The 22547-nt window shown below is 46.1% G+C and carries 24 protein-coding genes and 1 pseudogene; 9 read left to right on the plus strand and 16 right to left on the minus strand.

Annotation, left to right across the window (positions count from 1 at the left end; all coding sequences use genetic code 11):
* Nucleotides 1-52 precede the first annotated feature (52 nt).
* Complete coding sequence (locus tag BS617_RS10325; RefSeq protein WP_075172724.1) at nt 53-622, plus strand: cytochrome b; 570 nt, start codon at nt 53-55, stop codon at nt 620-622.
* Nucleotides 619-1203, plus strand: coding sequence for a YceI family protein (locus BS617_RS10330; RefSeq protein WP_075172725.1), 585 nt, complete (start codon nt 619-621; stop codon nt 1201-1203). The genes BS617_RS10325 and BS617_RS10330 overlap by 4 nt, the downstream gene beginning before the upstream one ends.
* Nucleotides 1204-1330: 127 nt before the next feature.
* Here BS617_RS10330 and BS617_RS10335 read toward each other — a convergent pair whose 3' ends face one another.
* Nucleotides 1331-1804 (minus strand): peroxiredoxin, encoded by a 474-nt coding sequence (locus tag BS617_RS10335; RefSeq protein WP_075172726.1) that lies wholly within the window; start codon nt 1802-1804, stop codon nt 1331-1333.
* 98 nt (nt 1805-1902) lie between these two features.
* The gene (locus tag BS617_RS10340; RefSeq protein WP_212667426.1) at nt 1903-2433 is read right to left on the minus strand and encodes a DUF3465 domain-containing protein; all 531 of its coding nucleotides are present in this window, start codon (nt 2431-2433) and stop codon (nt 1903-1905) included.
* A gap of 134 nt (nt 2434-2567) precedes the next feature.
* Between BS617_RS10340 and BS617_RS10345 the strand changes: the two genes are divergently transcribed.
* Nucleotides 2568-3188, plus strand: coding sequence for a DNA-J related domain-containing protein (locus BS617_RS10345; protein ID WP_170870340.1), 621 nt, complete (start codon nt 2568-2570; stop codon nt 3186-3188).
* Between the two features lie 43 nt (nt 3189-3231).
* Here BS617_RS10345 and BS617_RS10350 read toward each other — a convergent pair whose 3' ends face one another.
* The 3 genes from BS617_RS10350 to BS617_RS10360 all read right to left on the minus strand — a co-directional run bounded on the left by BS617_RS10350 (nt 3232) and on the right by BS617_RS10360 (nt 8313).
* On the minus strand, nt 3232-4107 hold the full coding sequence (locus BS617_RS10350) for a DNA ligase (RefSeq protein WP_075172727.1): 876 nt from the start codon (nt 4105-4107) through the stop codon (nt 3232-3234).
* A 64-nt stretch (nt 4108-4171) separates the two neighbouring features.
* Entirely contained in the window at nt 4172-7228 is a 3057-nt protein-coding gene (locus BS617_RS10355; RefSeq protein ID WP_075172728.1) for an efflux RND transporter permease subunit, read from the minus strand.
* A 14-nt stretch (nt 7229-7242) separates the two neighbouring features.
* The gene (locus tag BS617_RS10360) at nt 7243-8313 is read right to left on the minus strand and encodes an efflux RND transporter periplasmic adaptor subunit (RefSeq protein WP_075172729.1); all 1071 of its coding nucleotides are present in this window, start codon (nt 8311-8313) and stop codon (nt 7243-7245) included.
* Nucleotides 8314-8395: 82 nt separating this feature from the next.
* Between BS617_RS10360 and BS617_RS10365 the strand changes: the two genes are divergently transcribed.
* Both BS617_RS10365 and BS617_RS10370 read left to right on the plus strand, forming a co-directional pair.
* Nucleotides 8396-9019 carry a TetR/AcrR family transcriptional regulator gene (locus BS617_RS10365; RefSeq protein ID WP_075172730.1) on the plus strand — a complete coding sequence of 208 codons (624 nt, stop codon included), beginning with the start codon at nt 8396-8398 and terminating at the stop codon, nt 9017-9019.
* A 57-nt stretch (nt 9020-9076) separates the two neighbouring features.
* Nucleotides 9077-9448, plus strand: a complete 372-nt coding sequence (locus tag BS617_RS10370; RefSeq protein WP_075172731.1) for a SpoIIAA family protein — start codon at nt 9077-9079, stop codon at nt 9446-9448.
* A gap of 90 nt (nt 9449-9538) precedes the next feature.
* On the opposite strand, the gene BS617_RS10375 is transcribed toward BS617_RS10370, so the two are convergent.
* Nucleotides 9539-10015 carry a DUF2947 domain-containing protein gene (locus tag BS617_RS10375; RefSeq protein WP_075172732.1) on the minus strand — a complete coding sequence of 159 codons (477 nt, stop codon included), beginning with the start codon at nt 10013-10015 and terminating at the stop codon, nt 9539-9541.
* 113 nt (nt 10016-10128) lie between these two features.
* Here BS617_RS10375 and BS617_RS10380 point away from each other — a divergent pair, with 113 nt between their 5' ends.
* The 3 genes from BS617_RS10380 (at nt 10129) to BS617_RS10390 (ending at nt 12074) form a co-directional block, all read left to right on the plus strand.
* Nucleotides 10129-10452 (plus strand): hypothetical protein, encoded by a 324-nt coding sequence (locus BS617_RS10380; RefSeq protein WP_075172733.1) that lies wholly within the window; start codon nt 10129-10131, stop codon nt 10450-10452.
* Nucleotides 10453-10649: 197 nt separating this feature from the next.
* Nucleotides 10650-11051, plus strand: coding sequence for a ribosome hibernation-promoting factor, HPF/YfiA family (hpf, locus tag BS617_RS10385; RefSeq protein WP_075172734.1), 402 nt, complete (start codon nt 10650-10652; stop codon nt 11049-11051).
* Between the two features lie 60 nt (nt 11052-11111).
* Entirely contained in the window at nt 11112-12074 is a 963-nt protein-coding gene (locus tag BS617_RS10390; protein WP_083609998.1) for a ChaN family lipoprotein, read from the plus strand.
* 6 nt (nt 12075-12080) lie between these two features.
* On the opposite strand, the gene BS617_RS10395 is transcribed toward BS617_RS10390, so the two are convergent.
* The 9 genes and pseudogenes from BS617_RS10395 to BS617_RS10430 all read right to left on the minus strand — a co-directional run bounded on the left by BS617_RS10395 (nt 12081) and on the right by BS617_RS10430 (nt 19548).
* Entirely contained in the window at nt 12081-12869 is a 789-nt protein-coding gene (locus tag BS617_RS10395) for an amidohydrolase (protein ID WP_075172736.1), read from the minus strand.
* A gap of 52 nt (nt 12870-12921) precedes the next feature.
* Nucleotides 12922-14070 (minus strand): pyridoxal phosphate-dependent aminotransferase, encoded by a 1149-nt coding sequence (locus BS617_RS10400; RefSeq protein ID WP_075172737.1) that lies wholly within the window; start codon nt 14068-14070, stop codon nt 12922-12924.
* Nucleotides 14071-14202: 132 nt separating this feature from the next.
* Complete coding sequence (rimK, locus tag BS617_RS10405; RefSeq protein WP_246283359.1) at nt 14203-15126, minus strand: 30S ribosomal protein S6--L-glutamate ligase; 924 nt, start codon at nt 15124-15126, stop codon at nt 14203-14205.
* An 81-nt stretch (nt 15127-15207) separates the two neighbouring features.
* Nucleotides 15208-15606, minus strand: a pseudogene (locus BS617_RS18405) (ATP-dependent zinc protease family protein); the annotation flags it as partial.
* Nucleotides 15607-15788: 182 nt separating this feature from the next.
* The gene (locus BS617_RS10410) at nt 15789-16388 is read right to left on the minus strand and encodes a DUF3299 domain-containing protein (protein ID WP_249263594.1); all 600 of its coding nucleotides are present in this window, start codon (nt 16386-16388) and stop codon (nt 15789-15791) included.
* Between the two features lie 30 nt (nt 16389-16418).
* Nucleotides 16419-17672 carry an ABC transporter permease gene (locus tag BS617_RS10415; protein ID WP_075172740.1) on the minus strand — a complete coding sequence of 418 codons (1254 nt, stop codon included), beginning with the start codon at nt 17670-17672 and terminating at the stop codon, nt 16419-16421.
* Nucleotides 17662-18387: an ABC transporter ATP-binding protein gene (locus BS617_RS10420; RefSeq protein WP_075172741.1), complete on the minus strand. Its 726-nt coding sequence runs from the start codon at nt 18385-18387 to the stop codon at nt 17662-17664. Before BS617_RS10420 ends, BS617_RS10415 begins: the two co-directional genes overlap by 11 nt.
* 23 nt (nt 18388-18410) lie before the next feature.
* Nucleotides 18411-19127 carry a ZrgA family zinc uptake protein gene (locus BS617_RS10425; RefSeq protein ID WP_075172742.1) on the minus strand — a complete coding sequence of 239 codons (717 nt, stop codon included), beginning with the start codon at nt 19125-19127 and terminating at the stop codon, nt 18411-18413.
* 133 nt (nt 19128-19260) lie between these two features.
* Nucleotides 19261-19548 carry a GIY-YIG nuclease family protein gene (locus BS617_RS10430; RefSeq protein WP_075172743.1) on the minus strand — a complete coding sequence of 96 codons (288 nt, stop codon included), beginning with the start codon at nt 19546-19548 and terminating at the stop codon, nt 19261-19263.
* Nucleotides 19549-19716: 168 nt separating this feature from the next.
* Here BS617_RS10430 and nhaD point away from each other — a divergent pair, with 168 nt between their 5' ends.
* On the plus strand, nt 19717-20961 hold the full coding sequence (gene nhaD / locus BS617_RS10435) for a sodium:proton antiporter NhaD (RefSeq protein WP_212667427.1): 1245 nt from the start codon (nt 19717-19719) through the stop codon (nt 20959-20961).
* Between the two features lie 84 nt (nt 20962-21045).
* On the opposite strand, the gene BS617_RS10440 is transcribed toward nhaD, so the two are convergent.
* Nucleotides 21046-22236, minus strand: coding sequence for a hypothetical protein (locus tag BS617_RS10440; RefSeq protein WP_075172745.1), 1191 nt, complete (start codon nt 22234-22236; stop codon nt 21046-21048).
* Between the last annotated feature and the right edge of the window lie 311 nt (nt 22237-22547).

Here is a 22547-nt window from a genome sequence, read left to right on the forward strand (position 1 = left end):
CTATATCCCTCTACACTGGTCATATCAATTATGGTTATAAAGGGAAATGAGAATGCCAATGGTTAACACACTCACTAATCAAACAGATACGTATGGTTGGGGAGCAATTGCATTGCACTGGATTGTTGCGCTAGCAGTAATCGGCATGTATCCGTTAGGCTGGTACATTGATACCCTCACCTATTACGACCCTGAATACCGCACTATCCCCCATATTCACAAAAGCATTGGCCTGATTCTGGCCGCTGTTGTTGGCATACGTATTGTGTGGCGCTTGGCGAACAAAACGCCGTCGGCTATCGCAACGCACAGCCCACTGGTGCGTTTAGGCGCTCATGCTGCACACATTGCGCTGTATGCTCTTATTTTGACTGTCTTGGCATCCGGTTACTTAATTTCTACCGCCGATGGGCGCGGTATTGAAGTGTTTAATTGGTTTATGGTGCCGGCTATTCCCGAACTTATCGAGCACCAAGAAGATATCGCCGGTTCTGTACATTGGTACGCCGCCACCTCACTGGTTATTTTGGCTGGTTTGCATGCGGTAGCGTCGCTTAAACACCACTTTATTGATAAAGATGAAACCCTCAACCGCATGTTGGGGAAACAGGAGACTCCATGAAAAACGTTATGACTAAAACTTTAGCCGTTGGCAGCCTTGTACTGGCCAGTTCGCCATTATTTGCTGCCGAGTACGTCATTGACTCGCAAGGTGCTCACGCGGCTGTTGAGTTTAAGATTAATCATTTAGGCTTTAGCTGGTTAAACGGCCGCTTTAATAACTTCGAAGGGACTTTCAGTTATGATCCGGCCAACCCATCAGCATCGACTGTTGCGGTAGAAATCGATACAGAAAGCGTAGATTCTAACCACGCCGAGCGTGATAAGCATTTACGTAGCAAAGACTTTTTAGATGTAAGCGAATTCCCAATGGCGAAATTTGTGAGCACATCGTTTGAGCCAGGCAGCGATAACACGGCTACAGTACAAGGCGATTTAACACTGCACGGTGTCACTAAGCCTGTAACGATGGCTGTTACAAAAATGGGCGAAGGTGATAGCCCTTGGGGCGATTACCGTATGGGCTTTGAAGGCACAGCGGAAATCAAACTGAAAGACTTTGGTATCGATTACAACCTAGGCCCTGCGGCTGAAACGGTTTACCTTGAGCTTTACGTTGAAGGTATTCGCGTTAGCCAATAAGTTGGTCAATATCCCCTATTGATACAGCGCATAAAAAAGCCCTAAGCTGATAATCACTTAGGGCTTTTTTTATAGTTTTTTGTAACTTTTTTTGTAGCTTTTGTAGCTATGGCTCGTGCAAGCGGTGTTAAAGAGCCGCTAGGATCGTTTCCGCTTTGCTGACTTCAAACTGCTTAGGCTCTTCAACATTCAATGTTGTTACCTTGCCGTCTTCAATAATCATGGCGTAACGTTGCGAGCGTGTTCCCCCAAAGTCACCTGTTTCCATAGTTAGGCCTAGGGCTTTTGTAAACGCCGCGCCGCCATCAGCAATCATAGTGATTGCTTCTGCATTTTGCTGCTCACCCCATGTTTTCATCACAAATGCATCGTTAACAGAGATGCATGCAATCATATCCACGCCTTTGGCTTTGATCTCATCTGCCAAAACAACGTAGCCCGGCAAGTGATGCGCAGAACACGTCGGTGTAAAGGCACCGGGAACCGCAAACAAAACGACTTTTTTACCGGCAAATAGCTCGCTAGCTACAACGGCTTCTTGACCTTCTGGTGTTACAACAGTGACGTTAACTGCTGGGATTTCACTTCCAATACTGATCATGTAAAAGTCTCCTATTAATTACGTCCAGTGTAGTCGCCTTTTGCAGCAACTAACACAGATAAACACTAAGGTTAAACGCTAACATGCGGCTGTAAATACTACTCGTAGCGCTGCCCATTGCGTTCGATCCAGCCGCCAACGTGGCGACCAGCCGGGTCGTGGTGTGTCCAGTGAATGACGCCGCCTTTATCGGTCCATTCGTATTCACCTTTAATGCGGATTACATCGCCACGGCTCAGATCAGCCACACGCGGGGCTAAATCAATATTATGTGCTACAAGCACCGTTAAGCCCGAATCCAGTTTGAGCAAAAAACGCTGATGGCGCGAGCCTTTGTTATCGTCTGGCAGCACTTTAATGACTTCGGCATCTAACGTAACAATTAGATCACTACGCTGTTGTGCAAAAGCCTGATCGACTTGTGCTTGACCTTGTAATGCGGCGGTAACCGACGATGTATTGGCCGAAGAAGATGAGGTGTTATTACTTTGCTGGCTTTGGCTATCCAGCATTGCCTTCACGGTCGGGTTATTGAATAAACGACCATCGTTATACTCATTAACCAGCCAAACTGCGCCTAAAATTAAGACTAGTAAGATACGTCGATGCATTTTAGATAAGTTCTTCACACGGGGTCCTTAGGTCTATCAAACAATAATGACGTGCAGCATACGGTTAAACATTCGATGTGCCAAGCCGATAGCTTCTTACGTAGCCTCAGCCCGCCGCACAGGGGTACTCAATCACAGGAGCTTAACTGGTTTTGATTAACAACCCCGCTTTGCCTTTAGCGCTTGGTATTTTAAAAGCCGACTCAGCCAACTCGTGCGCGGGGTTTAGCCTTTTAGACCTGATACGCGAGTGCCAAGAGGCGGGTATTTTTGATGATCTGTCTCACGAGCCTCACGAAGTCATCTTGTTTAAAAAGAACTTTTTAGCCATGAATGCTTTATACCAAGCCCAACGCATTTTATGGCAAGAAGGCATCGGTTATTTGCACATTTCGCCTTTACGTAATTATTTGGCCCCTAATACTACGGCTAGCGTATCCGCTCAAACCGTTCAATCGACCCAACTACCCTGCAACACTCGTGATTCGGCGCTAGCGGATTATTATCTCGATTGGCAACATTACGACAACACCAACGAACAAGCGGTGAACACCCTACTCAACCAGTTTTGGGCGCGGTGCTTATCGCCCCATAAAATAACCCAATGCTGCGAACTATTAGCGCTGGACCCTGCTCTGGCAACTCAACACTCGGCTAAACGCCAATTTCAACGTATGGCGGCGAGGTGCCACCCGGATAAAGGGGGCAACCCACACGACTTTATTGAGTTACGAGAAGCATACGAGTATTTAACAGGCGCGTTACCAGCCTAGCCTCAGTCCTGCTGGCTGGTTTCCTGCGCCCTTAGCTGATGGCTTAAGGGCGATATAGGCGCTCGTAACGTGCAAAGCGCGGTTTACCGTAGGTGGTGAGGCCATTATAACGGTAAGTAATTGTTGCCCCGATATCGGGCGGGTTAGCTCGATCGTTATCGGTTAATCCGGAGCCGACCTTAAACTGAACGCCTTCGCTGTTCTCGACTAATAACGAGCCGACGACCCCTTCGTACTTCCCTTTACCGGGAAGGTAGCCAACGACAACGGCCTCATCATCTTGATAACCTTTTAGCTTAAGCAAATCTTGGCTGCGTCGGCTGTGATAATACCCGTCGCCATTGTAGAGCATGATGCCTTCGGCACCGTCAGACTGCCATTGTTCGAGTGTATCTAACAGCTGATCATTTGATTGATACCGGTGCAGCTCTACCAAATGTACATTGTCTCGCGGATGCAGCCGCACCCAGTTTTCCAACGCACTGCGGCGATCAACAAAACGACCTGCATGCCCGGGCAAATCAAATAACATAAAGCGAACCTTGCGCCATTCGTGGTCATCTGGCGTCTGTTGACGCACCAAGCCTGATAGCTCATCAAATAACCCTCGCCCTAGCCACAACTCGCCTTCAACAGGGAACCAAGGCAACTGATCTAAAAACCATTCCGGAGCCTGAATGGGGTTACCTTGACGCGTGAGTAAAGACTGGCCATTCCAAAATCCCCTAACTCCATCTAACTTTTCAGCATAATAATAGCGGCTTAAATCGACATCGATATCGGCTACATCGAGTGTTTCGGCCAATTGCAGTGGGGGCTGGTGATCGGCGAAGGCATAACCAACGGTGCTAGGTAAAGTTAAAGTACTTTGTACCAATACAGCGGAAAAAAACGCACGAGTAATAAGCGTAGTATTCATAACCGTCCCTGGTTAGTTTTTAATCAATCCATATTAAGCAAACAGTCTATTAGATTCCCATTTATCACGCCTTAACACGATAAAAGAGCGCGAATAACACGGGTACCACAAACAACGTTAGCACAGTCGCAAACCCTAAACCGTACATAATGGTGACAGCCATCGGCTCGAAAAACACATCTGCCAGCAGCGGGATCATACCTAAAATAGTGGTGATAGCAGCCATTGTTACAGGGCGTACCCGGCTGACAGCGGCTTCTTCAATGGCTTCTAACCAGCCGTAAGACTCCACCTCTTGCAAGCGCTTAATTTCTTCGACTAATACAATGCCATTTTTAATTTGCATGCCCACCAAACTAAGAATAGCCAGCAGCGCTGTAAAGCTAAAAGGCGCGCCCATCACAATTAAGCCAAAGGTAACGCCGATAATAGCCAATGGAACCGTTAGCCAAATAGCGAGTGTTTGTTTGATGGAGTTAAACATGAATACGGTAATAACGAACATTACTAAGATACCCAGAGGGAAAGGAGTAAATACGGCTTTGTTCGCTTTTTGTTGGCTTTCGTATTCACCACCCCATTCAAGCTCATAGCCATGAGGTAGTTCGATCGCCTCGACCTTATCACGTAATTTAGCGAATAGATCAGTTGCTGTAATCCCCGTTTCCGGGTTGGGGTCGGCCAACACGGCCAAGGTTCGTTTACGATCGCGGCGCTTAATGAGCGGGTCTTCCCAATCGATGTCTATAAACTTAACCAACTGCCCAATACTGACATAAGCCCCTTGGGTTGAGCTGTACACTTGTATGTTTTGGAGCGACTCTACGCCATTACGCTCGCTTTCTGGTGCTTGCAGCACAATGGGTAGCAACTCAGAGCCATCGCGAAACACGCCAATGCGCAAACCATTAACGTGTATTTTAAGCGCATCGCTCAAATCGGCTTCGCTCACGCCTAAACGTCGCCCCTCTGCCTCATCATATATAGGACGCAGCACTTTCGTGCGATTGTGCCAATCTTGATCTACCGTAACCGCTTCGGGTTCTGCATTAAATACCGCAGTCACCTTTAACGCCAACTCGCGCAGGACATCGGGATCCGCCCCTTTTAGGCGGGCCTCAATTTTAGCTTTTGTCGAGGGGCCAATCGAAATACGGGTGAATTTAGTGAATGCCTGCGGGAACTCATCATTCAAAATATCAGTGATGGTATTCAGTGTTGGCTTTATTTGTTCGTAACTGTGGGTTTCTAATATCAATTGAGCGTAGTTCGCAAAGTTACGCTCTGGGTTGTAAGTCAGCATAAAACGTTCGGCGCCTTGGCCTATTGTGCTAGTAACCTTCGCTACATTGTCGAGCGATAAAATGCGTTGTTCTAACTGCTCTATATCACGCTCTGTAGCCCTGATATCAGTCCCTTCGGGTAGCCAGTAATCTACCAATACAATCGGAAGTGATGTGGTTGGGAAAAAGCCTTGCTTAACAAATTTAAAGCCCCAAAGCGATGTGGCTAAAATCGCCAACATGCACAGCATCGTGAGTACCCTAAAACGGAGAGTAAAGCGCAGCATGTGGCGAAACACTCGATAGACGATGCCACGATACGGGTCGTTTGGTTCTGCCTGCTTCCCATTTGCGACTTGATCACGAAACAGCAGATAGCAAAAGAAAGGGGTAATGGTAATGGCCAGTATCCAGCTCAAAAACAGTGAGATTAATAGCACCCAAAACAAGCTATTGGTGAACTCACCGCTGGCATCGGGCGACAGGCCGATAGGCGCGAACGCTGTAATAGCTATAACCGTTGCGCCCAACAGTGGCCACGAGGTGTTCGACACGATTTGTTTTGCCGCCGCCAACCGCGATAGCCCGCGCTGCATACCTATGAGCACGCCTTCGGTGATCACAATCGCATTATCCACCAACATACCCAATGCAATAATTAATGCCCCCAGCGATATTCGATGCAGCTCAATATCCATAATACGCATCACAATAAACGTACCGAGAATTGTCAGCAGTAATACGCCACTCATTAATATGCCGGGTCGCAGCCCCATCGAGAGCAGCAAAACAATAACTACGATCGCTACCGCTTGCCCAAGACTGATTAAAAAGTTATTTACAGACTCTTCAACACGCTGCGGTTGGTTATAAATATAATTGAGCTCAACCCCAACAGGACGCGCGTATTCCAGCTCGGCCATACGCTTGTTTACGGCCTTGCCAACCTCTACTACGTTGACATTGTTAGCAAACGAGATGTTGAGTGTGAGGGCCGAATCGCCATTAAAACGGTATAAATGCGTGGGGGGATCAACATAGTTCTTTTTGATCTTGGCTATATCAGTCAGGTAAACCAACTCACCGTTAGCCTGCCCTAAGAGGATGCTGGACAGCCCCGAAACAGCTGAGTTTTCACTCGCTTTGGGAGATATACGGATATATTCGCTGCCAACTTGGATTTTACCGGCATCATTAACCAAATTATGATTACTGAGTACCTGCTGTAAAGCAGCGACCGAAAAGCCAGATGCCGCTAGTTTCGCGCGGTCAATTTCCAACTGGATTTGTTCGCTACGCTCACCACCGGCGGTAACCTTGCCAACGCCAGGCACCAGAACGAGCTCCCGCTTTAAAAAATCCGTGTAATCGGCAAGCTGCTGGTAATCGAACCCCTCTCCGGTAACGGCTAAAAATATTCCATAAACATCGCTAAAGTCATCAATCACCATCGGTGATTCGGCACCGGGCGGCAAATACATGGCGTTGTCATTAATTTTACGCCTCATCTCATCCCAAATTTGCGCGAGATCATCCTTACGGTAAATGCTTTTCATCTCTACTTTAATTTGAGAGAGCCCCGCACTGGAGGTCGACTCTATGTGGTCAACGTAAGGTAAACGTTGAATCGCATCTTCGAGTACTAGCGTCACTTCCTCTTCGACTTCTTGTGGAGATGCCCCAGGGTATTGGGTATTGATCAACGCTTGCTTTATCGTAAATGCGGGGTCTTCTAAACGGCCCAGCCCTAGGAATGAGAGAATGCCTCCCCCAATTAATAGGACAATAACCATCCAAGACACTGAGCGGTGGCGTACGGTGTAATCAACTAAATTCATGAAATTGCCTCAGCTTACAGCCCACGTTCTTTAGCGAGAGGACGAACTTGCTGCCCTTCTTGCACGTAACTCACACCGGCGGCAATCACTTTACTTCCCGAGGCTACCCCTTCAACCAACATATGATCATCGACGATGCTGATCACACTAACCGGATGCAAAGAGGCAACAAGCGCTTCATCCAGCAACCAAACGTACTCTTTACCACCCCGTTCAAAAACCGACTCTAGCGGCACACTCACGACGGTTTCAGCCGCTTGTAATAAAGCCGGAGCCAGATTAACCTCGATACTCACAGACATGCCCGGTAATACCGAAAAACTGCTCCCTTGAGGCATAGTAAACACAACTTGATAAGTCCGAGTTAATGTATCGGGTACTGAGTCATGCTTTTTATAGCAGGCGGGGAACTCCTGATCAGGCCGACTATCGAAGCGGACCACGCCGCACAGATCACGTGCGGTTTGCGGATTAATTTGTGTTAACAAGGCTTCGGGAACATTAAATACAATATCGACATCGCCTACATCTTGTAGCTCTATAATAGGGTTTAATGCCTGAATAGACTGGTAATTTTCAACATCAACACGTGCTACTACACCATCAAATGGCGCCACCAGCTTTGTGTAGCTTAAATTGTCACGTGCAATCGCAAGGGCCGACTGTGCCGCTTTTAAGTTAGCGCGTACTTCATCTAGTTTGGTTTGGCTGGCATAGTTTTTCTCTAGCAGCGATTTAATCTGCTTATACTGGATATTGGCTAAGTCATACTTAGCCTGACGGTCAGCCAAGGTATTTTTGTAATCGGATTGGTCCAATTCAGCCAAGACTTGTCCCTTAACGACACGGGCACCGGCTTGAACTGGTAACTTTGTTAACTCCCCTGATACCCTAAAGCTTAATGCAGAATGTTGAGCCGCCTCGATAGTACCCGGAAAAATTCGTCTTGCTTGCTGCTCTGCACCCTGAACTACTGCGATTTTTGCAGGTCTGATGACTGGCTCTTGTGTAGATTGGGACTCTGCCTCTTCTCCACAGGCGGTCAAAATCAGAACCGATGTAATCAACATCATAAGACGATACATATTTTACCCACCACCTTTATACATTCTTGTTTGTATGTATAATACCCTGTAAATACACTTGTTAAAATAGAAACTAATTAATATGGCTAGAAAAACTAAAGAAGAAGCGCTTAAAACCTACCATGCCATTCTCGATGCATCCGCAGTGCTATTCAACAAGCAAGGCGCCAGCCACACCACCCTGAATGATATTGCCAAGTACACAGGGATGACTCGTGGTGCTGTCTATTGGCACTTTGATAACAAAGAAGACGTGATCAGAGCCTTGTGGCAGCGCGACGCTTCACACTTATTAAAAAATACGTTTAATGCCTTGTTACAACTCAATGAGCCAGAACCGGTTGAGTATTTCAAATCAACAATAAAACGTATGATTAGCACTATAGCCGAAGACGAAAAAGCCAGCCAGGCCGTTCGCATTGTGATGAACTCTGTCGAAGCTACAACACAACAGACTGACCTTCAAACCTTCCTCGAAGACAAAGCCCAGAGCATATACAGCCATTTATTGATCGCTATTCAAAATTTAGCGGATAAGCAAAAGCTACGCAAAGATTACTCCCCGGAGCTGCTTGCCAGTGCGCTCTGGAGTTATGCCCACGGCCTGATTGATATTAATATGCAGGATCGTTGCAACCGAATTAACCTCATTAAAGATGGCGATGCACTGATCGATCTCTTCCTTGAGAACTGGTTCACGGCATAAAGCTCCCGTACAATTAGCCTTATTCAATGTTATTTACCTCATTTTATAAGGCTAATTATGCTATCTGTCCTACCCGATACTGCTGGCGATTTCATTTGTGTACAAGCCTCAGAAAAGCTCAGCACCCAAGATTACCAAGAAATTTTAGTACCTTTAATTGAAGACAAAGTACAAAAATTTGGCCCGTTACGCATGGTTATTTACTTTGACCAAACTTTTACGGGCTTTGAGGTCGGTGCTATCTGGGAAGATGCAAAACTCGGCATCAACCACGCACAAGATTTTATACGCATTGCAATTGTCGGTGGTCCTCAATGGATGGACTGGGCTGCTACGTTTGGAAATGCCCTAACAAAGGGTGAAGTTCAGCATTTTAGTGAAAGCCAGTTTCTGCACGCGTTGCATTGGAGCAATGACGGCGAAGTGTAGTACGTTTGCTAAGCAATATAGGGCGGGCCATAAGCATTGCGCTGTTGACCCGCTATCAAGCGTTTAAGCAAAGACTGTAAGCTAAATGGACTAAGGCTGGTTCCCTATACGGCACCGGCCCGTCTGGAAAAACTGGACAACTTCTTTACGCCGTTTACCTATCAGTAACGGGCCGTCATCCATAAATAAGAAGTTCTTCCAGTATTTTTTAAAGACGCCCCAGCGCGTTTCTACGACATGATCCGCCGCATAACAAAAGTAGACAACAGTGCCGTCATCCCATAACAGGTGCTCGAGTATGCTACTGGGCAACTCTTGATCTTCACTTTCCCAGGGTGTCTGCCAATCGCAGTCTGTTTCTAACCACGTATTGCCATGAGTGACCCACTCGCCTTTGCCAAAATCTTCGGGGAAGTCGGCTTCTTTACTGATAAAAGTTTCCCATAAGGTACGCGAGCGCGCTGGTGTCATGGGTTTTATCTGCTCCAAATCGGAGGCTGGAACAGGCATATCTTGATGGCGATAGAACCAAGCATGTCGATACTGGTCTATAGTTAAGTAGTTCATTCAGTAACTCTGCGTGTAAATATAGACTAGTATAGCCAACCTCGGGTCAGCAACCCACACTCTTAACGTATAAAACAAGACATCGTGCTGCTTTATCCGGCATAATTTCAACTATGAATAAACGTCCAACAAAAGCGGAAACCCGCCAACAGCTTGAATCTAAGATCGAAGAGTTCATCCAGCAAGGCGGTGAAATCAAGTCCGTCGAAAGTGGAGCCTCTGGTTTAGAAGACGGCAACTACAATCGTAATAGCTTTGTATTTGGCTACCCCAAAGAAGAGCGCACGCCTACCACAAAAGAAATGGCAGCTATCGATGCGCGCCGACGTGCCAAAACGGTCTCTAAACCTTCTCATTCTTTTTCACGTAAACCCAAAAAGAAAATTATTTACGACGACTTTGGGGAACCTGTTCGTGAGGTATGGCTAGAGGAATAAGTTCCTTTCGCTGAGCTAAAACAACTGTTGCACAGATCAACGAAAAAAGTTGTTTCCAAAGCGAGCAAAACAGGTCTATAGTAATCTTACAGTCACATTTGATAATGAATCTCATTTGGAGATTCCCATTGGAGGAAGGATTTACATTTACCCCTGTTTTGCTAACGCCTGTCATAGGACAGTAAGGAAATAAAAAGATGATCATTAATGTCACACATCGCCAAGATAAAGTTTCCCCAGCCGTACGCGAAAAAATTGAAAGTTGGTTAGAACACGCTCAGGAGCGTTTTGATATGATAACCAGCGCGCAAGTCACCCTGTCTAAACACGATCACCTAGACGAAGTCGAAGCCATACTCCACGCCGGTGGTAAAGAAGTCACCGCTAAAGCTGAAGGGCAAAACCTTTATGCTGCGCTCGACGCCGTTTCACAAAAAATAGACCGTCAGCTCGATAAAATGCACGGTAAAATGGTTCACAAAAAAGGGCTACCTAAAAAAGAAGCGTTCTTAGTTGAGCCCGAAAGCGCAGTGCCTGATGAAGAGATAGAGCTAGAAGGCTATGAAGATATTGACGAGCTACTCGAAAAAGTAAGCTAATATTTCCCTTTTTCCTCTTATTAGAAAGGCCCTTCGGGGTCTTTTTTACGACTAACACTCATGATGAAACATCTAGCTAGCCTAATTACCTCACTTTCTCTTTTTTTGGCAGCTGCCGCACCTGCTAGCCAAACACCTAACACATTTATGCCCGTAACCTGGCAATCGCCCCTGCTTAAAGACCATCCGTTAGTTGGCCATATCATAGCCCTTGAGAGCCAAAGATCTCTATCGCCTACAGAGCTTGTTAGCGAGCTGTCTCAATACCCTATTGTGCTTATTGGTGAAAAGCACGACAACGCTGATCACCACCAAATAGAAACGTGGCTAATACAACAGCTCTACCCTTCCGACTCTGCCAACACAAGTCTTGTGCTCGAAATGTTAGATGACAGCCAAACGACTAACACTATCATTTCGGGCATGAGCGATTCGGATTTAAAACAGCGGCTAAACTGGCAGGACGATAGCTGGCCTTGGCAAGATTATGGGCCATTAATCAAAGCGGCGCTTGAGCAAAACATGCCTGTACACAGCGGCAACATTAGCCGAGATGCTATTCATACTATTTATAAAGCGGGAGTCCCCAAAACACAGCGGTTTGCTAGCACGCAGGGTATCACTCAGGCAGTTAAAGATCAGGTGCTTGACCAAGTGTACGAAAGCCACTGCCAGCTCATGCAGCGCAACCAGCTCGCGCCTATGGTTAGCGTTCAACTGGCACGAGATGCGAGCTTAGCTTACGCCATTAAACAGCGCTCTACCGATAACGTCATTTTAGTGGCAGGAGGTTTTCACACGGATAAAAGCGTGGGCGTTCCGTTACATTTGTCGCCGCTCGAACAGCAACACACACGCACGATACTCTTAGTGGAAGTAGACGCCACACACGAGCAAGCGAAAGACTACACAACGCTGTCCAAAGCTGATTATGTTTGGTTTACGCCCAAAGCCAACAACACTAACTATTGTGACGATCTTCGCCAGCAGTGGCAGAAAAAATCGCCCTCACACGTAAAGTAAAGACGGCTAAGTCGCTAACGTAAACTCATCTCCATCCATCCACGCAGGGAACTTGGCTTTAAAGTCATTAAGGCGATCACGGTTGATTGTTGCCGTTTCTACAAACGCCTCATTCGGGCTGTGATCAATTAACGCGGTACCACTGTAATCAATCAGCATACTATCCCCGCGGTAATCAAGGTTCATTCCGTCTTGGCCAATGCGGTTAACCCCAACTACATAGCTTTGGTTTTCGAGTGCTCGCGCCTCTAGCAACGTACGCCAAACCCGCGCACGGGCAGCAGGCCAGTTGGCTACAAATATAGCCAAATCGTAGTCATTGCGGTTACGTAGAAACACAGGAAAACGTAGGTCGTAGCACACTTGAGGTAATATACGCCATCCACGGTATTCGAAAACTTTGCGCTCTTGCCCCGCTGTGTAATGGTCTGGCTCGCTTCCCATTCGGAATAAGTGGCGTTTGTCGTAGCTCATCACATGCGCTTGCGGGGTAACCAGCAGAAAGCGGTTAAAATACAGTCCGCCTTCTTCTACCGCAATAGACCCGCAGATAGCGGCATCGAGTTGACAGGCTTGCTGCTTCATCCAAGCTAACGTAGGCCCATCAGCGGGCTCTGCCTGTACTTCGGGTTGCATCATGAACCCCGTTGTGAACATTTCAGGTAACACAACCAAGTCTGTTTGGCCGGCTAAAGGCGCTAATAAAGCCGTGAATTGGGTTCTATTTTCTGCTGCATTTTCCCAATGTAGCTGGGTTTGCACCAATGAGACTCTTAATGAGTTTAACGTTTCCATTTCACCTCCTTCACATAGCCAGTTAACATTTTATAGGGTTTCTTGAGGGCGTTTAAATGGCACAAATGCGCTCGGCTGCTGCTCGCAAGGTTTCATCACTTTTCGCAAAACAAAAACGCACTAAGCGGATATCCGGTGGCGCTTCGCAAAAAACGGAAACAGGTATGGCCGCGACACCAGCTTTTTCAATCAGCCATTTACAAAACTCGACATCCGGCAAATCACTAATCGCACTGTAATCAACACACTGAAAATAGGTACCCGACGTCGGTGTAAATTTAAAGCAGCTGGGTTGAATCAAATCACAAAAAAGATCCCTTTTATGCTGATAAAATGCCGGTAACTCACTCACATGTTGAGGCTCATCGCGCATAATATCAGCCAACGCGAGTTGCATAGGAGTTGAGGTCGAAAAGGTAAGGTACTGGTGCACCTTTCGCAATTCGACACTTAAAGCCGGCGGCGCGATACAGTAGCCCACTTTCCAACCCGTTGTGTGGTACGTTTTACCAAACGATGAAACAACAAAACTGCGTTCATACAGCTGCGCATGTGTTAACAAGCTATGGTGTGGTGCGTTATCAAAAACAATATGCTCATACACCTCATCGCCCAATAAGAGAATATCAGTGCCCTCAACTAGCTCAGCTAGCCTTTCTAAATCATCCGCATCTAATGTAGTACCGGTTGGGTTATGGGGTGAGTTAAGAATAATCAGGCGTGTTTTGTCGGTAATTTGCGCGCTTACTTCATCCCAGTTCACCCTAAAGTCTGGGGCTTGCAACTGTAAACGTACTGCCTTGGCACCATTCAACTCTATCGCTGGTTCATAACTGTCGTAAGCGGGATCAAAAATTATCACCTCATCATCCGCACGCACCACCGCCGCTATGGCAGCAAACAAGGCTTCGGTAGCACCCGAGGTAACGGTAATTTCATGGTCTACCGATACCTCGCGGCCGTAAAGCAAAGCGACCTTTTGGGCGATTTGTTCTCTTAATGCAGGTACACCCGTCATAGGTGCATATTGGTTAGCACCCTGCGCGATATAACGACCAACGGCCTCCAGAAGCGCTGACGGCCCATCAAAATCGGGGAAGCCTTGTGACAGGTTAATTGCGTTATGTTCCGCCGCCATTTGCGACATCACTGAAAAGATAGTCGTACCGACTTTGGGGAGTTTAGTGTGTGGATAAATCATAACGTTTAATACAATCCATACTGGCTATGTTGAGCGCATTAACGGCTTCAAGGCAGGGAGTTCATTGTCTAACGAGGCCAAACAAGAGCAAGCTAAGCCCTTCATCAGGTTTAGCTTGCTGTTATAACCGGTTTACTCACTCGCCTGATCGGCGGTGGCTCCTGCTACTGGCTGCTTCCAGTTCAGTTTATTCTCAATCGATGAAATGATCATACCCGCCACGTCTTTACCCGTAGCAGTCTCTATGCCTTCTAAACCAGGAGATGAGTTCACTTCAAGCAACAGCGGACCTTTTTTCGAGCGGATTAAATCAACACCCGCTATCTGAAGACCAAGCGCTTTTGCTGCCTTGATTGATAATTTGCGCTCTTCGGGCGTAATCTTAACAATGGAGGCGCTACCGCCTTTGTGCAAGTTAGCTCGGAACTCACCCGGCGCTGCCGTGCGTTGTATAGAAGCGACTACTTTTCCATCAATAACGAAGCAGCGTAGATCTTTGCCATCTGCTTCTTTAATAAACTCTTGTACTAACAAATTAGCACTCACCGCTTTAAAGGCGTTAATCACACTTTCGGCCGCTTTTTTAGTTTCAGCCAAAACGACACCACTGCCTTGCGTACCTTCCAACAGCTTAACAATTAACGGAGCACCGCCGACCATTTCAATGAGGTCATTAGTGTCCATTGGCGAGCTAGCAAAGCCAGTAGTTGGAATGCTAATACCGCTTTTTAGCATTAGCTGTAACGCAAACAATTTATCACGAGATTGCGCTATCGCCTCAGACGAGTTAACGGTATAAATCCCCATGCTGTCAAACTGGCGCGCCAATGCACAGCCATAAAATGTTTGGCTTGGCTTAATACGGGTAATCACAGCATCTAAGTCGCTTAGCGTTGCTCCACCGCGAAAGTGTACATCGGGATTGATGTCGTCCACTTTCATATAGCACTGCTGCAAGTTAAGAAACACCATCTCGTGCCCGCGCTCAGCACCAGCCTCTAGTAACCGTTGGTTACTGTAGAGGTCAGGGTTGCTTGCCAACACCCCAATCTTCAAACCGTTTTTGGGTTTTTCTACTTTCCCGTATAACGTTTGAATGATTTCATCTTCCATTTCCCCGACAGCAAAACTTTGCGAAGGGTCTACTAACGCACGCCCTTCCATCGCCTCACGGCCCAGTAACATCCTGTACTCCATGGAATCTCGATTAGATAGCGATAGCTCAATATCCCATTGATGATCACCAAGCTTCATGGGAGCGATAACGATATAGCGCTGCTCAGACTCGCCACTGGAGCTTTTAATTCGGCGTTTAGCATGCACGGGCAGCTCACAACGAACCATCGTTGATCTATTACCTTGCAAAGGGTGCACTTCAAAACTGACCCATAACTGGCTTTCGCGACGGAACTCCTGCACGTTAAAGGCATGAATCGCGGAAACTTTAGCACCAGAGTCTACACGGGCTTTTATGGCATGAATGCCCAGTGTCGGAAAGCTCAACCACTCTTCGGCACCGATAATAGTTTTATTCAACGTAGTGTCCTGCAGATAATACTGAGTAAAAGATTAACCTACCCTACGCCAAGGAGATCCACATTTGCAACGGGAAAAACATCGATGGGCGCGTTTTAGGGTCGCCGATTATAGGCTGCTAATAACGCGCATAATAGAAGGTAATTATGAAAAATCACCCTTTTTTAGTATTTATTTTTTAGTTACCCGTCATAAGGCTCGATACGGAATGCTTCCATCGAATATCCGGAAGACGCCATCTCGTTACTGAAGTTTTCAGTACGTAATTTACCGGTAATCCAGACCGCATCGTATAAGCTTTCCAATTTTACACCGGGCTCATAATGCACATAGACAATCTGGTTAGATGGCGGTGGAGGAACATGGATACACGCCCCAAAGTATGGCACTAAGAAAAAGGTATAGATCGTTTGGTCTTCACCTTCTAGCGGTACAACAAAACCGGGTAAGCGCACCATTTTGCCATCCATCTCAGGTACAACAGGTGCCGAGTTAAGCGCTTCTTGCAGCTTACTCATCATGAGGTCAGCTTGAGGGTCTCCATCTTCTAAAGTACCGATGCCTGCAAACGATTCGTCGTCTAATAAACCATCGAGCGTGTAACCGGGGGGCATCAAGACTTCCCAATCAAGCGTTTCAACGGTTTCACCATTGACTGAAGAGACAGCCTCTGCGGTTGCCGAAGAAACCCCGACAAAAGAAGCAAGTAACAAGGCAAGAACTGCCACCAGACCTCGCGCTCGTAAGCGCGTTAAACTACTTAGCATTATTGATTTACTCACGTAATCTGTACTTTATTAGAACGATGGTATCTATCGTTCAGTTAATCCATCGTGCGCTGTTTGACGATACGCTCGATAGCCAGGCCATATACCGATTAAAGCCCCCAAGGCTAACACAAGCGCCAGCATAGGCAACGTAGAGACAATGGATGAAACCCCACCTAAGTGAAAGCCAAATTGTGATTCCAGCCACGGCGCGCTTACGAGCAACCCAATGGCGGCCATAACCGTCCCGAGAACAGTTCCTAACAAGGTTACCATCGCCGATTCCATCATTAACAAACCAACTAGATGCCTTGGCTTAGCCCCTACGGCTCGTAAAATGGCCATTTCTTTACGACGGGAAGATAAGCTGGTTAACAATACCGAGAGCATACCCACAAATCCACTGATAACCACACAAATAGACACGACAAACAGCGCGTTTTCAGCAATGCGGATCAGTTGCCACAACTGTTGTAACGCAACACCCGGTAATACAGCTTGAAGCGGCTCACCTTTATAGTCGTTGATAAGACGCTGTAACGTAAAAGTGCTCAGCTTAGACTTCACACCAACTAAGACAGCGGTAATGAGTTTAGGCGTCAATGACATATCACGAATATCAGACTCACTCACCGTTTGCCCTCGAATGCGAGTGCCGGATTGCCACCCAACATGAATGGCTTCTATTGCCTCGGAACTGACATAAACAGATTGATCAACAGGGGTGCCTGTCGATTCTAAAATCCCAACAATAGTAAACGGTCGGTCGTCATGTTCAGAAAAGCTGGTTGCTCCCATACCATGAGAAAGAGTAATGGATTGGCCAATGCGGTAATTCAATTTTTTGGCCACATCGGCTCCGATGACCGTATCGAATAGGTCTGAAAACCGCTTGCCCTCTTTAAAAACTAACGCCTCATCGCGACCAACTTTAAAATAATCAAATAGCTTGGCGTCCGTACCCACCACTCTAAATCCTTTGTGGGAGTCGCCCAGCGATATAGGCAATGCCCACTCTACATTGGGGTTATCTCGAATTAACTCAAAGGATTTCCACGAAATTGTGTTGGAGGCTTGGCCAATATGAAAAATAGAGTAAAGCATCAACTGCAACTCACCACCACGAGCCCCTACGATGAGATCGGTGCCGGCAACTGAGCGATTAAAACTATTGCGTACTTCTGAGCGTACTTGTTCAACGGCCAATAAAAGCGCGACAGACAGGGCTATCGATAAAACAATCATGGATAAAACATGACGACGGCTCCAACTACTAGCCAATGCAATCTTAACCAACATACGATTGACCTACCTTAGACTCAAGCCGTGTTACTTCATTTAATTGGGTAAGAGGTACGCTGCGCTTAAACGAAGAGGCTAGCGCTTCATCATGACTCACCATAATTAACGTAGTGTTTAAATCACTGACGAGCTCATTGAGTATTGCAACAAACTGCTCACGCGCTTGCTTATCAAGCGCAGACGTCGGTTCGTCAGCGATAATTAACGATGGTGAACCAATCAGCGCCCGTGCGACAGCTACACGCTGCTGCTGCCCTACAGACAGTTCGGTTACTTTGGCATTACGCTGCAGTGGCTCGGCTAAGCCTAAACGCTCTAAAAAATAAGCGGCAGCCTTGCCCACAGAACCGTGCTGACTTACAGCGTAAGCTTCTTTCGTTTCCGAGAAACGACAAGCCATTGCAACATTATCAGTTAGGGATAAGTACGGTAATAAATTTAAGGTTTGAAAGATAAAGCCAATTTTATCCGCACGATATTGATCACGCCGTGCCCCTGACAAACTGGCTATATCTGTTCCACTAATGTGAATGCTTCCTTGCTGCGGTAGCAGCATGCCGGTTAGCAGATTAAGTAAGGTGCTTTTTCCACTCCCCGATGGGCCGTGCAAAAATACCCTATCACCTGTGTCCAGATCGAAACGCGGTATATCTAACAGATTAGATCCGCCGCGCCACGAGAACTTCAAATCCTTAACCACTACCGCTGGCATTAAACATCCTTACTACATGTCAATTAAAAAACGATAACCGTATTACCTTGAGTTAATGACCCGCCAGTTTGACCTGCGGGAGTAATGGCTTGATAACGAATTTCATCAATACCAGGGTAACTCGGCATCAAATTGACCTCAATTTGCTTCAGATGTTCAGGGTAACGACACTCAAAAGTATATTTAGCTGAAAAATCGGCATGGCCATCGTGATCATGCTCCTCGTGGTCGTCATGCTTTTCATGGTCATGATCGTCGTGGTCATGGTCATCATGCTTTTCATGGTCATGGTCGTCGTGACCGTGGTCGTCATGCTCCTCATGGTCATGGTCGTCGTGATCGTGGTCGTCATGCTCCTCATGGTCGTGGTCGTCGTGATCGTGACCTTCAGTATGAGCGGCTAAGGTGGTGTCGATATCAGCCTCTTTTAATAAACACAGTGCTGACTCAGGTAGTACGATTTGTTCGTAACCTTGTTTTAAGTTTAATAAGGTTTGCTCAACTTTCTGCTTTTCTTCAGGAGTTTTTGGCTGATGCTCAAAGCCAACAAGGTTAACAGCAGGAGAGCGCCAACTCACTTCTACGTTACCCTCTTCGATGGCCAATGTGAGTGCTACTTTACCATGCTCATGTGCCTCGCCAGCTACCGCACCCGCAGAGACAGCTACACCCAGTATTGCAAGCAGATGACGTACTTTCGCTGTATTGTTTCTTAGCGCATTTACTTTTAATGAACCCATCTCACTACCCTTTTCTCATACGATTATTTAAAACTGAGTTTTAAATACGTTATATCATAACAGCACCAAGCCGTAAATTACTGTTACCTTATAACACTTAATAAACGTACACTTGCGCTCCTGCTACCGAACTTTATTGGCAAGATTGATGACTGTGGATTAGTTGCAACTTTTGAGCACGACTTAAGCGCTTTATATGATATTCGCGCGATGAAGCCGCCGACCTATCCTGATGCGGCTCGCTCCACACCAAGGTTACTGGGCGCCGCACACGTGTGTATTTCGCAGCCAACTTATCGTTGCTGTTATGTTCATTAACCCGACGCTCGCAGTTAGTTGTAATACCTGTGTATAGGCTAGCATCCGCACAAAGCAGTATATAAACATACCAATTTTGGGAATGGCTACTGTTGTCAGTCATTGATAGAGTCCGCTGCACTAATCATTATGAATCGGCTAGGTACTTTGCTATTAGTTCAGATCAAGTACAAGGCTAATTTTCAAGGCTTATCGAGCCATTGAAGTTGTTCTACCTTATTATCTTACCACCCCAAAATTTAATCACGGCCGCTTACAAGGAGTCCGTTTGATGCATACGCTTTTACTATTACTGGCAGGCATCGCCTTTTTGATGATTGTGCTGGAAGATGTCATCCATCTTAACAAAGCTAAATCCACTTTATTCTTAGGTACGCTGGCTTGGTTGCTGTTATTTCTATTCCCGGATCAAGGCGTAGAAGCAGCTGATATACAACTCATGCTCAATGAGAACCTACTAGAAATCGCCAGCTTATGGCTTTTCCTTATGGCCGCGATGACCTTTGTTGCCTACCTAAACCATCACGGCTTGATAGAAACCCTCATCTATAAGTTTTTACCTTCACGTATTGGTGAGAAAAGCTTAATTTTTATGGTGGCGATTTTTTCTTTCATCTTTTCTTCGTTATCTGACAACATCACTGCCACATTGGTCTCTGTCGCATTAGTGTTATCACTTAAACTCCCCCCTCATAAAACGCTTAAATTTGCCGTGATGGTGGTGTTTGCCGTTAACTCTGGTGGTGTATCGTTAATCACTGGTGATGTAACCACATTAATGATTTTTTTAGATAACAAAGTGGCCATTCAAGATTTGCTGTGGTTGTCACTCCCCTCATTCGTGAGTGTGATGTTACTCGCCTCTATGCTGTCATTTGGGCTCAGCGGCGAGCTCTTAATTGATGGCGGTGCCCGCACGCATGACAGAGTGGGCATGTCGATTGCCATCATCTTTTTGGCCACCATTATTTCTACTATTTTACTGAATATAATTGCAGGAGTTCCTCCGGTTTTAACCTTCCTCTTTGGTTTATCGATCATGTTCTTGATTGGCCGTTTTTTTCATAAGCAAGACAGTCGAGAAGACATGCTTGATTACATCCGCGCCATTGAGTTTGATACGCTGCTCTTCTTTTTAGGGATTTTATTACTAGTTGGTATGCTCAAAGAAATTGGGGTATTGGATAACCTCGTTACTATTTACGAAGTGCTACCGCCGATTCATGCAAACTTTGTAATGGGGCTACTGTCATCATTAGTCGATAACGTGCCATTAACAGCTGCCTTACTAAAAGCAGACCCAGCCATGACTGAAGCCAGTTGGTTATCGTTAACTTACGCGGTGGGGGTTGGCGGTTCTTTGCTAGTCATAGGCTCTGCCGCCGGCATTGTCGCTATGAGTAAAGTTGCAGAGGTTACCTTTATTAGTTACCTCAAATACACGCTCTTCTTACTCATTGCTTATTTGGTGGGCTATGCCGGTAGCTTGGTGATTGGCGATATAGTGTTTGGATAAGCATTAAACGTATAACCCAGTCAATTTTAAGTAGTGCCTTAAAGTTGACTGGGTTAGTTCCTGGCCCACGCTATGCGTTAGTCATTAGAAAAGGGAATCTATCGACAACCTAACTAGGCTTTGATCATCGCCCGCACCAGAATCCAGATGGTTAAAGTGCGCTTTCACATTAAATAAACGTGATACATCCCAACTCATAAACAGCCCTGTTAACGCACTGTCACCTTCAACAATGGTGCGCAACCCCGTTAACATTTCATCAAATTGATATGAAGCACTCAAAGCCATACCTGCGGGTCGGCTATCAGGTTGACCAACTAACAAACTATCATTCACATGCTCGTAAGAGGTGTATAACTGCAAGCTATCGGTCACATCCCCTCCCAGCATCAAATGTAATCGACGACGCTGGGGTTGATACTCGTTATCCCAACGCAACTGATTATATTCGCCCAGCAAATACAACGAATCAAAATCCATGCGCCCACCAAGGCTCAATAGACTTAGTTCATCTTCAGGCTCAATATATTGAGCCAAGCCAGGCAGATAAGATAACGGCGCTATATTTGAGTAGGTAGAGATTCCTTCGTACATGGAGATCACATCAGACATGGTAAAATCAGTTTCACCTTGATGATAGGCCATACTGAGCCGGTTATGACTCCATTTTGGCTCGTACGAAAAGCCCCATGCGTCTGACGCTAATAAACCAAAGGTTCCGTCAGAAAACGTATAGTCATCGCATGCACTCCCTAAGTAGCCTTTCAACTCATGCAATACACTACCGGTGGAAAAGCTGTACTGGAAATCTAAGCCCTGAATAGTTTGCATGGGAGCAAACGTTGTTGCCCTTGGGGTTTTATTTGAAGGGTAAATATAGCCTAAATCTCTAAAATCATTATAAATTTTAAGCGGATAAGGTAGGCGACCTGCCCGTAGGCGTAATGCATTGTTAATTTGATAACTGGTAAATGCTAAAGGCAACTCGGTTTTATACTCACGAGAACTACGGCTTAACACATACATACTGCCCGACAGTTGCTCGGTAACTTTTGCGCCTACCCATATGCCACGCTTCCCATCTTGGCGAACGGAAAAGTCATTCTCGTACTTCTCGGCTAAACCCGAAAGGCTTTGGTTGGATAAGGTACTTTCACTGTAACTTTGCTGAGAAAAAAAGCGAGAAGGTTGGCTTTTATAATCAGTCGGGTATTGCTCAGCGGCCACTGCTTGTTGGCTGATTAAGGTAGCAATGATAAAAAACTGTGACTTCATAAACTAATTACATTCTCGCACTTGTGTTGGGGTAGCCACCAATGAATAGCTTTACCGATATACTCAGTGACTAGGCTAACCACATACAAGCCGTGACAGTGAGGTTCAAATTTACTGAGCATTTAGCACATGTACCGTTTGCTCTTTGCTCTTACTTTGGATTAAGTATAGATAAAAATACATTAGCTGCATGAGGAGTAACGGCTAAGAGCGCTCTTAAACAATAAGAAAGAGTCTCTTTCGCGTCATTGCACGACTTACACTACACCAAATTACGTGATAATAAAGGGTAGATGATAGAGGTTATAAAC

It is taken from the genome of Neptunomonas phycophila, from assembly GCF_001922575.1.
In the GTDB taxonomy this organism is placed as follows: Bacteria; Pseudomonadota; Gammaproteobacteria; order Pseudomonadales; family Balneatricaceae; genus Neptunomonas; species Neptunomonas phycophila.

Excerpts from the sequence above, each read along its gene's own strand:
- hpf (WP_075172734.1), top strand. The coding sequence starts at position 10,650 with ATGATCATTAATGTCACACATCGCCAAGATAAAGTTTCCCCAGCCGTA.
- BS617_RS10335 (WP_075172726.1), bottom strand. The coding sequence starts at position 1,804 with ATGATCAGTATTGGAAGTGAAATCCCAGCAGTTAACGTCACTGTTGTA.
- BS617_RS10365 (WP_075172730.1), top strand. The coding sequence starts at position 8,396 with ATGGCTAGAAAAACTAAAGAAGAAGCGCTTAAAACCTACCATGCCATT.
- BS617_RS10390 (WP_083609998.1), top strand. The coding sequence starts at position 11,112 with ATGATGAAACATCTAGCTAGCCTAATTACCTCACTTTCTCTTTTTTTG.
- BS617_RS10375 (WP_075172732.1), bottom strand. The coding sequence starts at position 10,015 with ATGAACTACTTAACTATAGACCAGTATCGACATGCTTGGTTCTATCGC.
- BS617_RS10420 (WP_075172741.1), bottom strand. The coding sequence starts at position 18,387 with ATGCCAGCGGTAGTGGTTAAGGATTTGAAGTTCTCGTGGCGCGGCGGA.
- BS617_RS10330 (WP_075172725.1), top strand. The coding sequence starts at position 619 with ATGAAAAACGTTATGACTAAAACTTTAGCCGTTGGCAGCCTTGTACTG.
- BS617_RS10355 (WP_075172728.1), bottom strand. The coding sequence starts at position 7,228 with ATGAATTTAGTTGATTACACCGTACGCCACCGCTCAGTGTCTTGGATG.
- BS617_RS10425 (WP_075172742.1), bottom strand. The coding sequence starts at position 19,127 with ATGGGTTCATTAAAAGTAAATGCGCTAAGAAACAATACAGCGAAAGTA.
- BS617_RS10440 (WP_075172745.1), bottom strand. The coding sequence starts at position 22,236 with ATGAAGTCACAGTTTTTTATCATTGCTACCTTAATCAGCCAACAAGCA.
- BS617_RS10325 (WP_075172724.1), top strand. The coding sequence starts at position 53 with ATGCCAATGGTTAACACACTCACTAATCAAACAGATACGTATGGTTGG.
- nhaD (WP_212667427.1), top strand. The coding sequence starts at position 19,717 with ATGCATACGCTTTTACTATTACTGGCAGGCATCGCCTTTTTGATGATT.
- BS617_RS10370 (WP_075172731.1), top strand. The coding sequence starts at position 9,077 with ATGCTATCTGTCCTACCCGATACTGCTGGCGATTTCATTTGTGTACAA.
- BS617_RS10360 (WP_075172729.1), bottom strand. The coding sequence starts at position 8,313 with ATGTATCGTCTTATGATGTTGATTACATCGGTTCTGATTTTGACCGCC.
- BS617_RS10395 (WP_075172736.1), bottom strand. The coding sequence starts at position 12,869 with ATGGAAACGTTAAACTCATTAAGAGTCTCATTGGTGCAAACCCAGCTA.
- BS617_RS10430 (WP_075172743.1), bottom strand. The coding sequence starts at position 19,548 with ATGACTGACAACAGTAGCCATTCCCAAAATTGGTATGTTTATATACTG.
- BS617_RS10350 (WP_075172727.1), bottom strand. The coding sequence starts at position 4,107 with ATGAATACTACGCTTATTACTCGTGCGTTTTTTTCCGCTGTATTGGTA.
- BS617_RS10400 (WP_075172737.1), bottom strand. The coding sequence starts at position 14,070 with ATGATTTATCCACACACTAAACTCCCCAAAGTCGGTACGACTATCTTT.
- BS617_RS10415 (WP_075172740.1), bottom strand. The coding sequence starts at position 17,672 with ATGTTGGTTAAGATTGCATTGGCTAGTAGTTGGAGCCGTCGTCATGTT.
- BS617_RS10380 (WP_075172733.1), top strand. The coding sequence starts at position 10,129 with ATGAATAAACGTCCAACAAAAGCGGAAACCCGCCAACAGCTTGAATCT.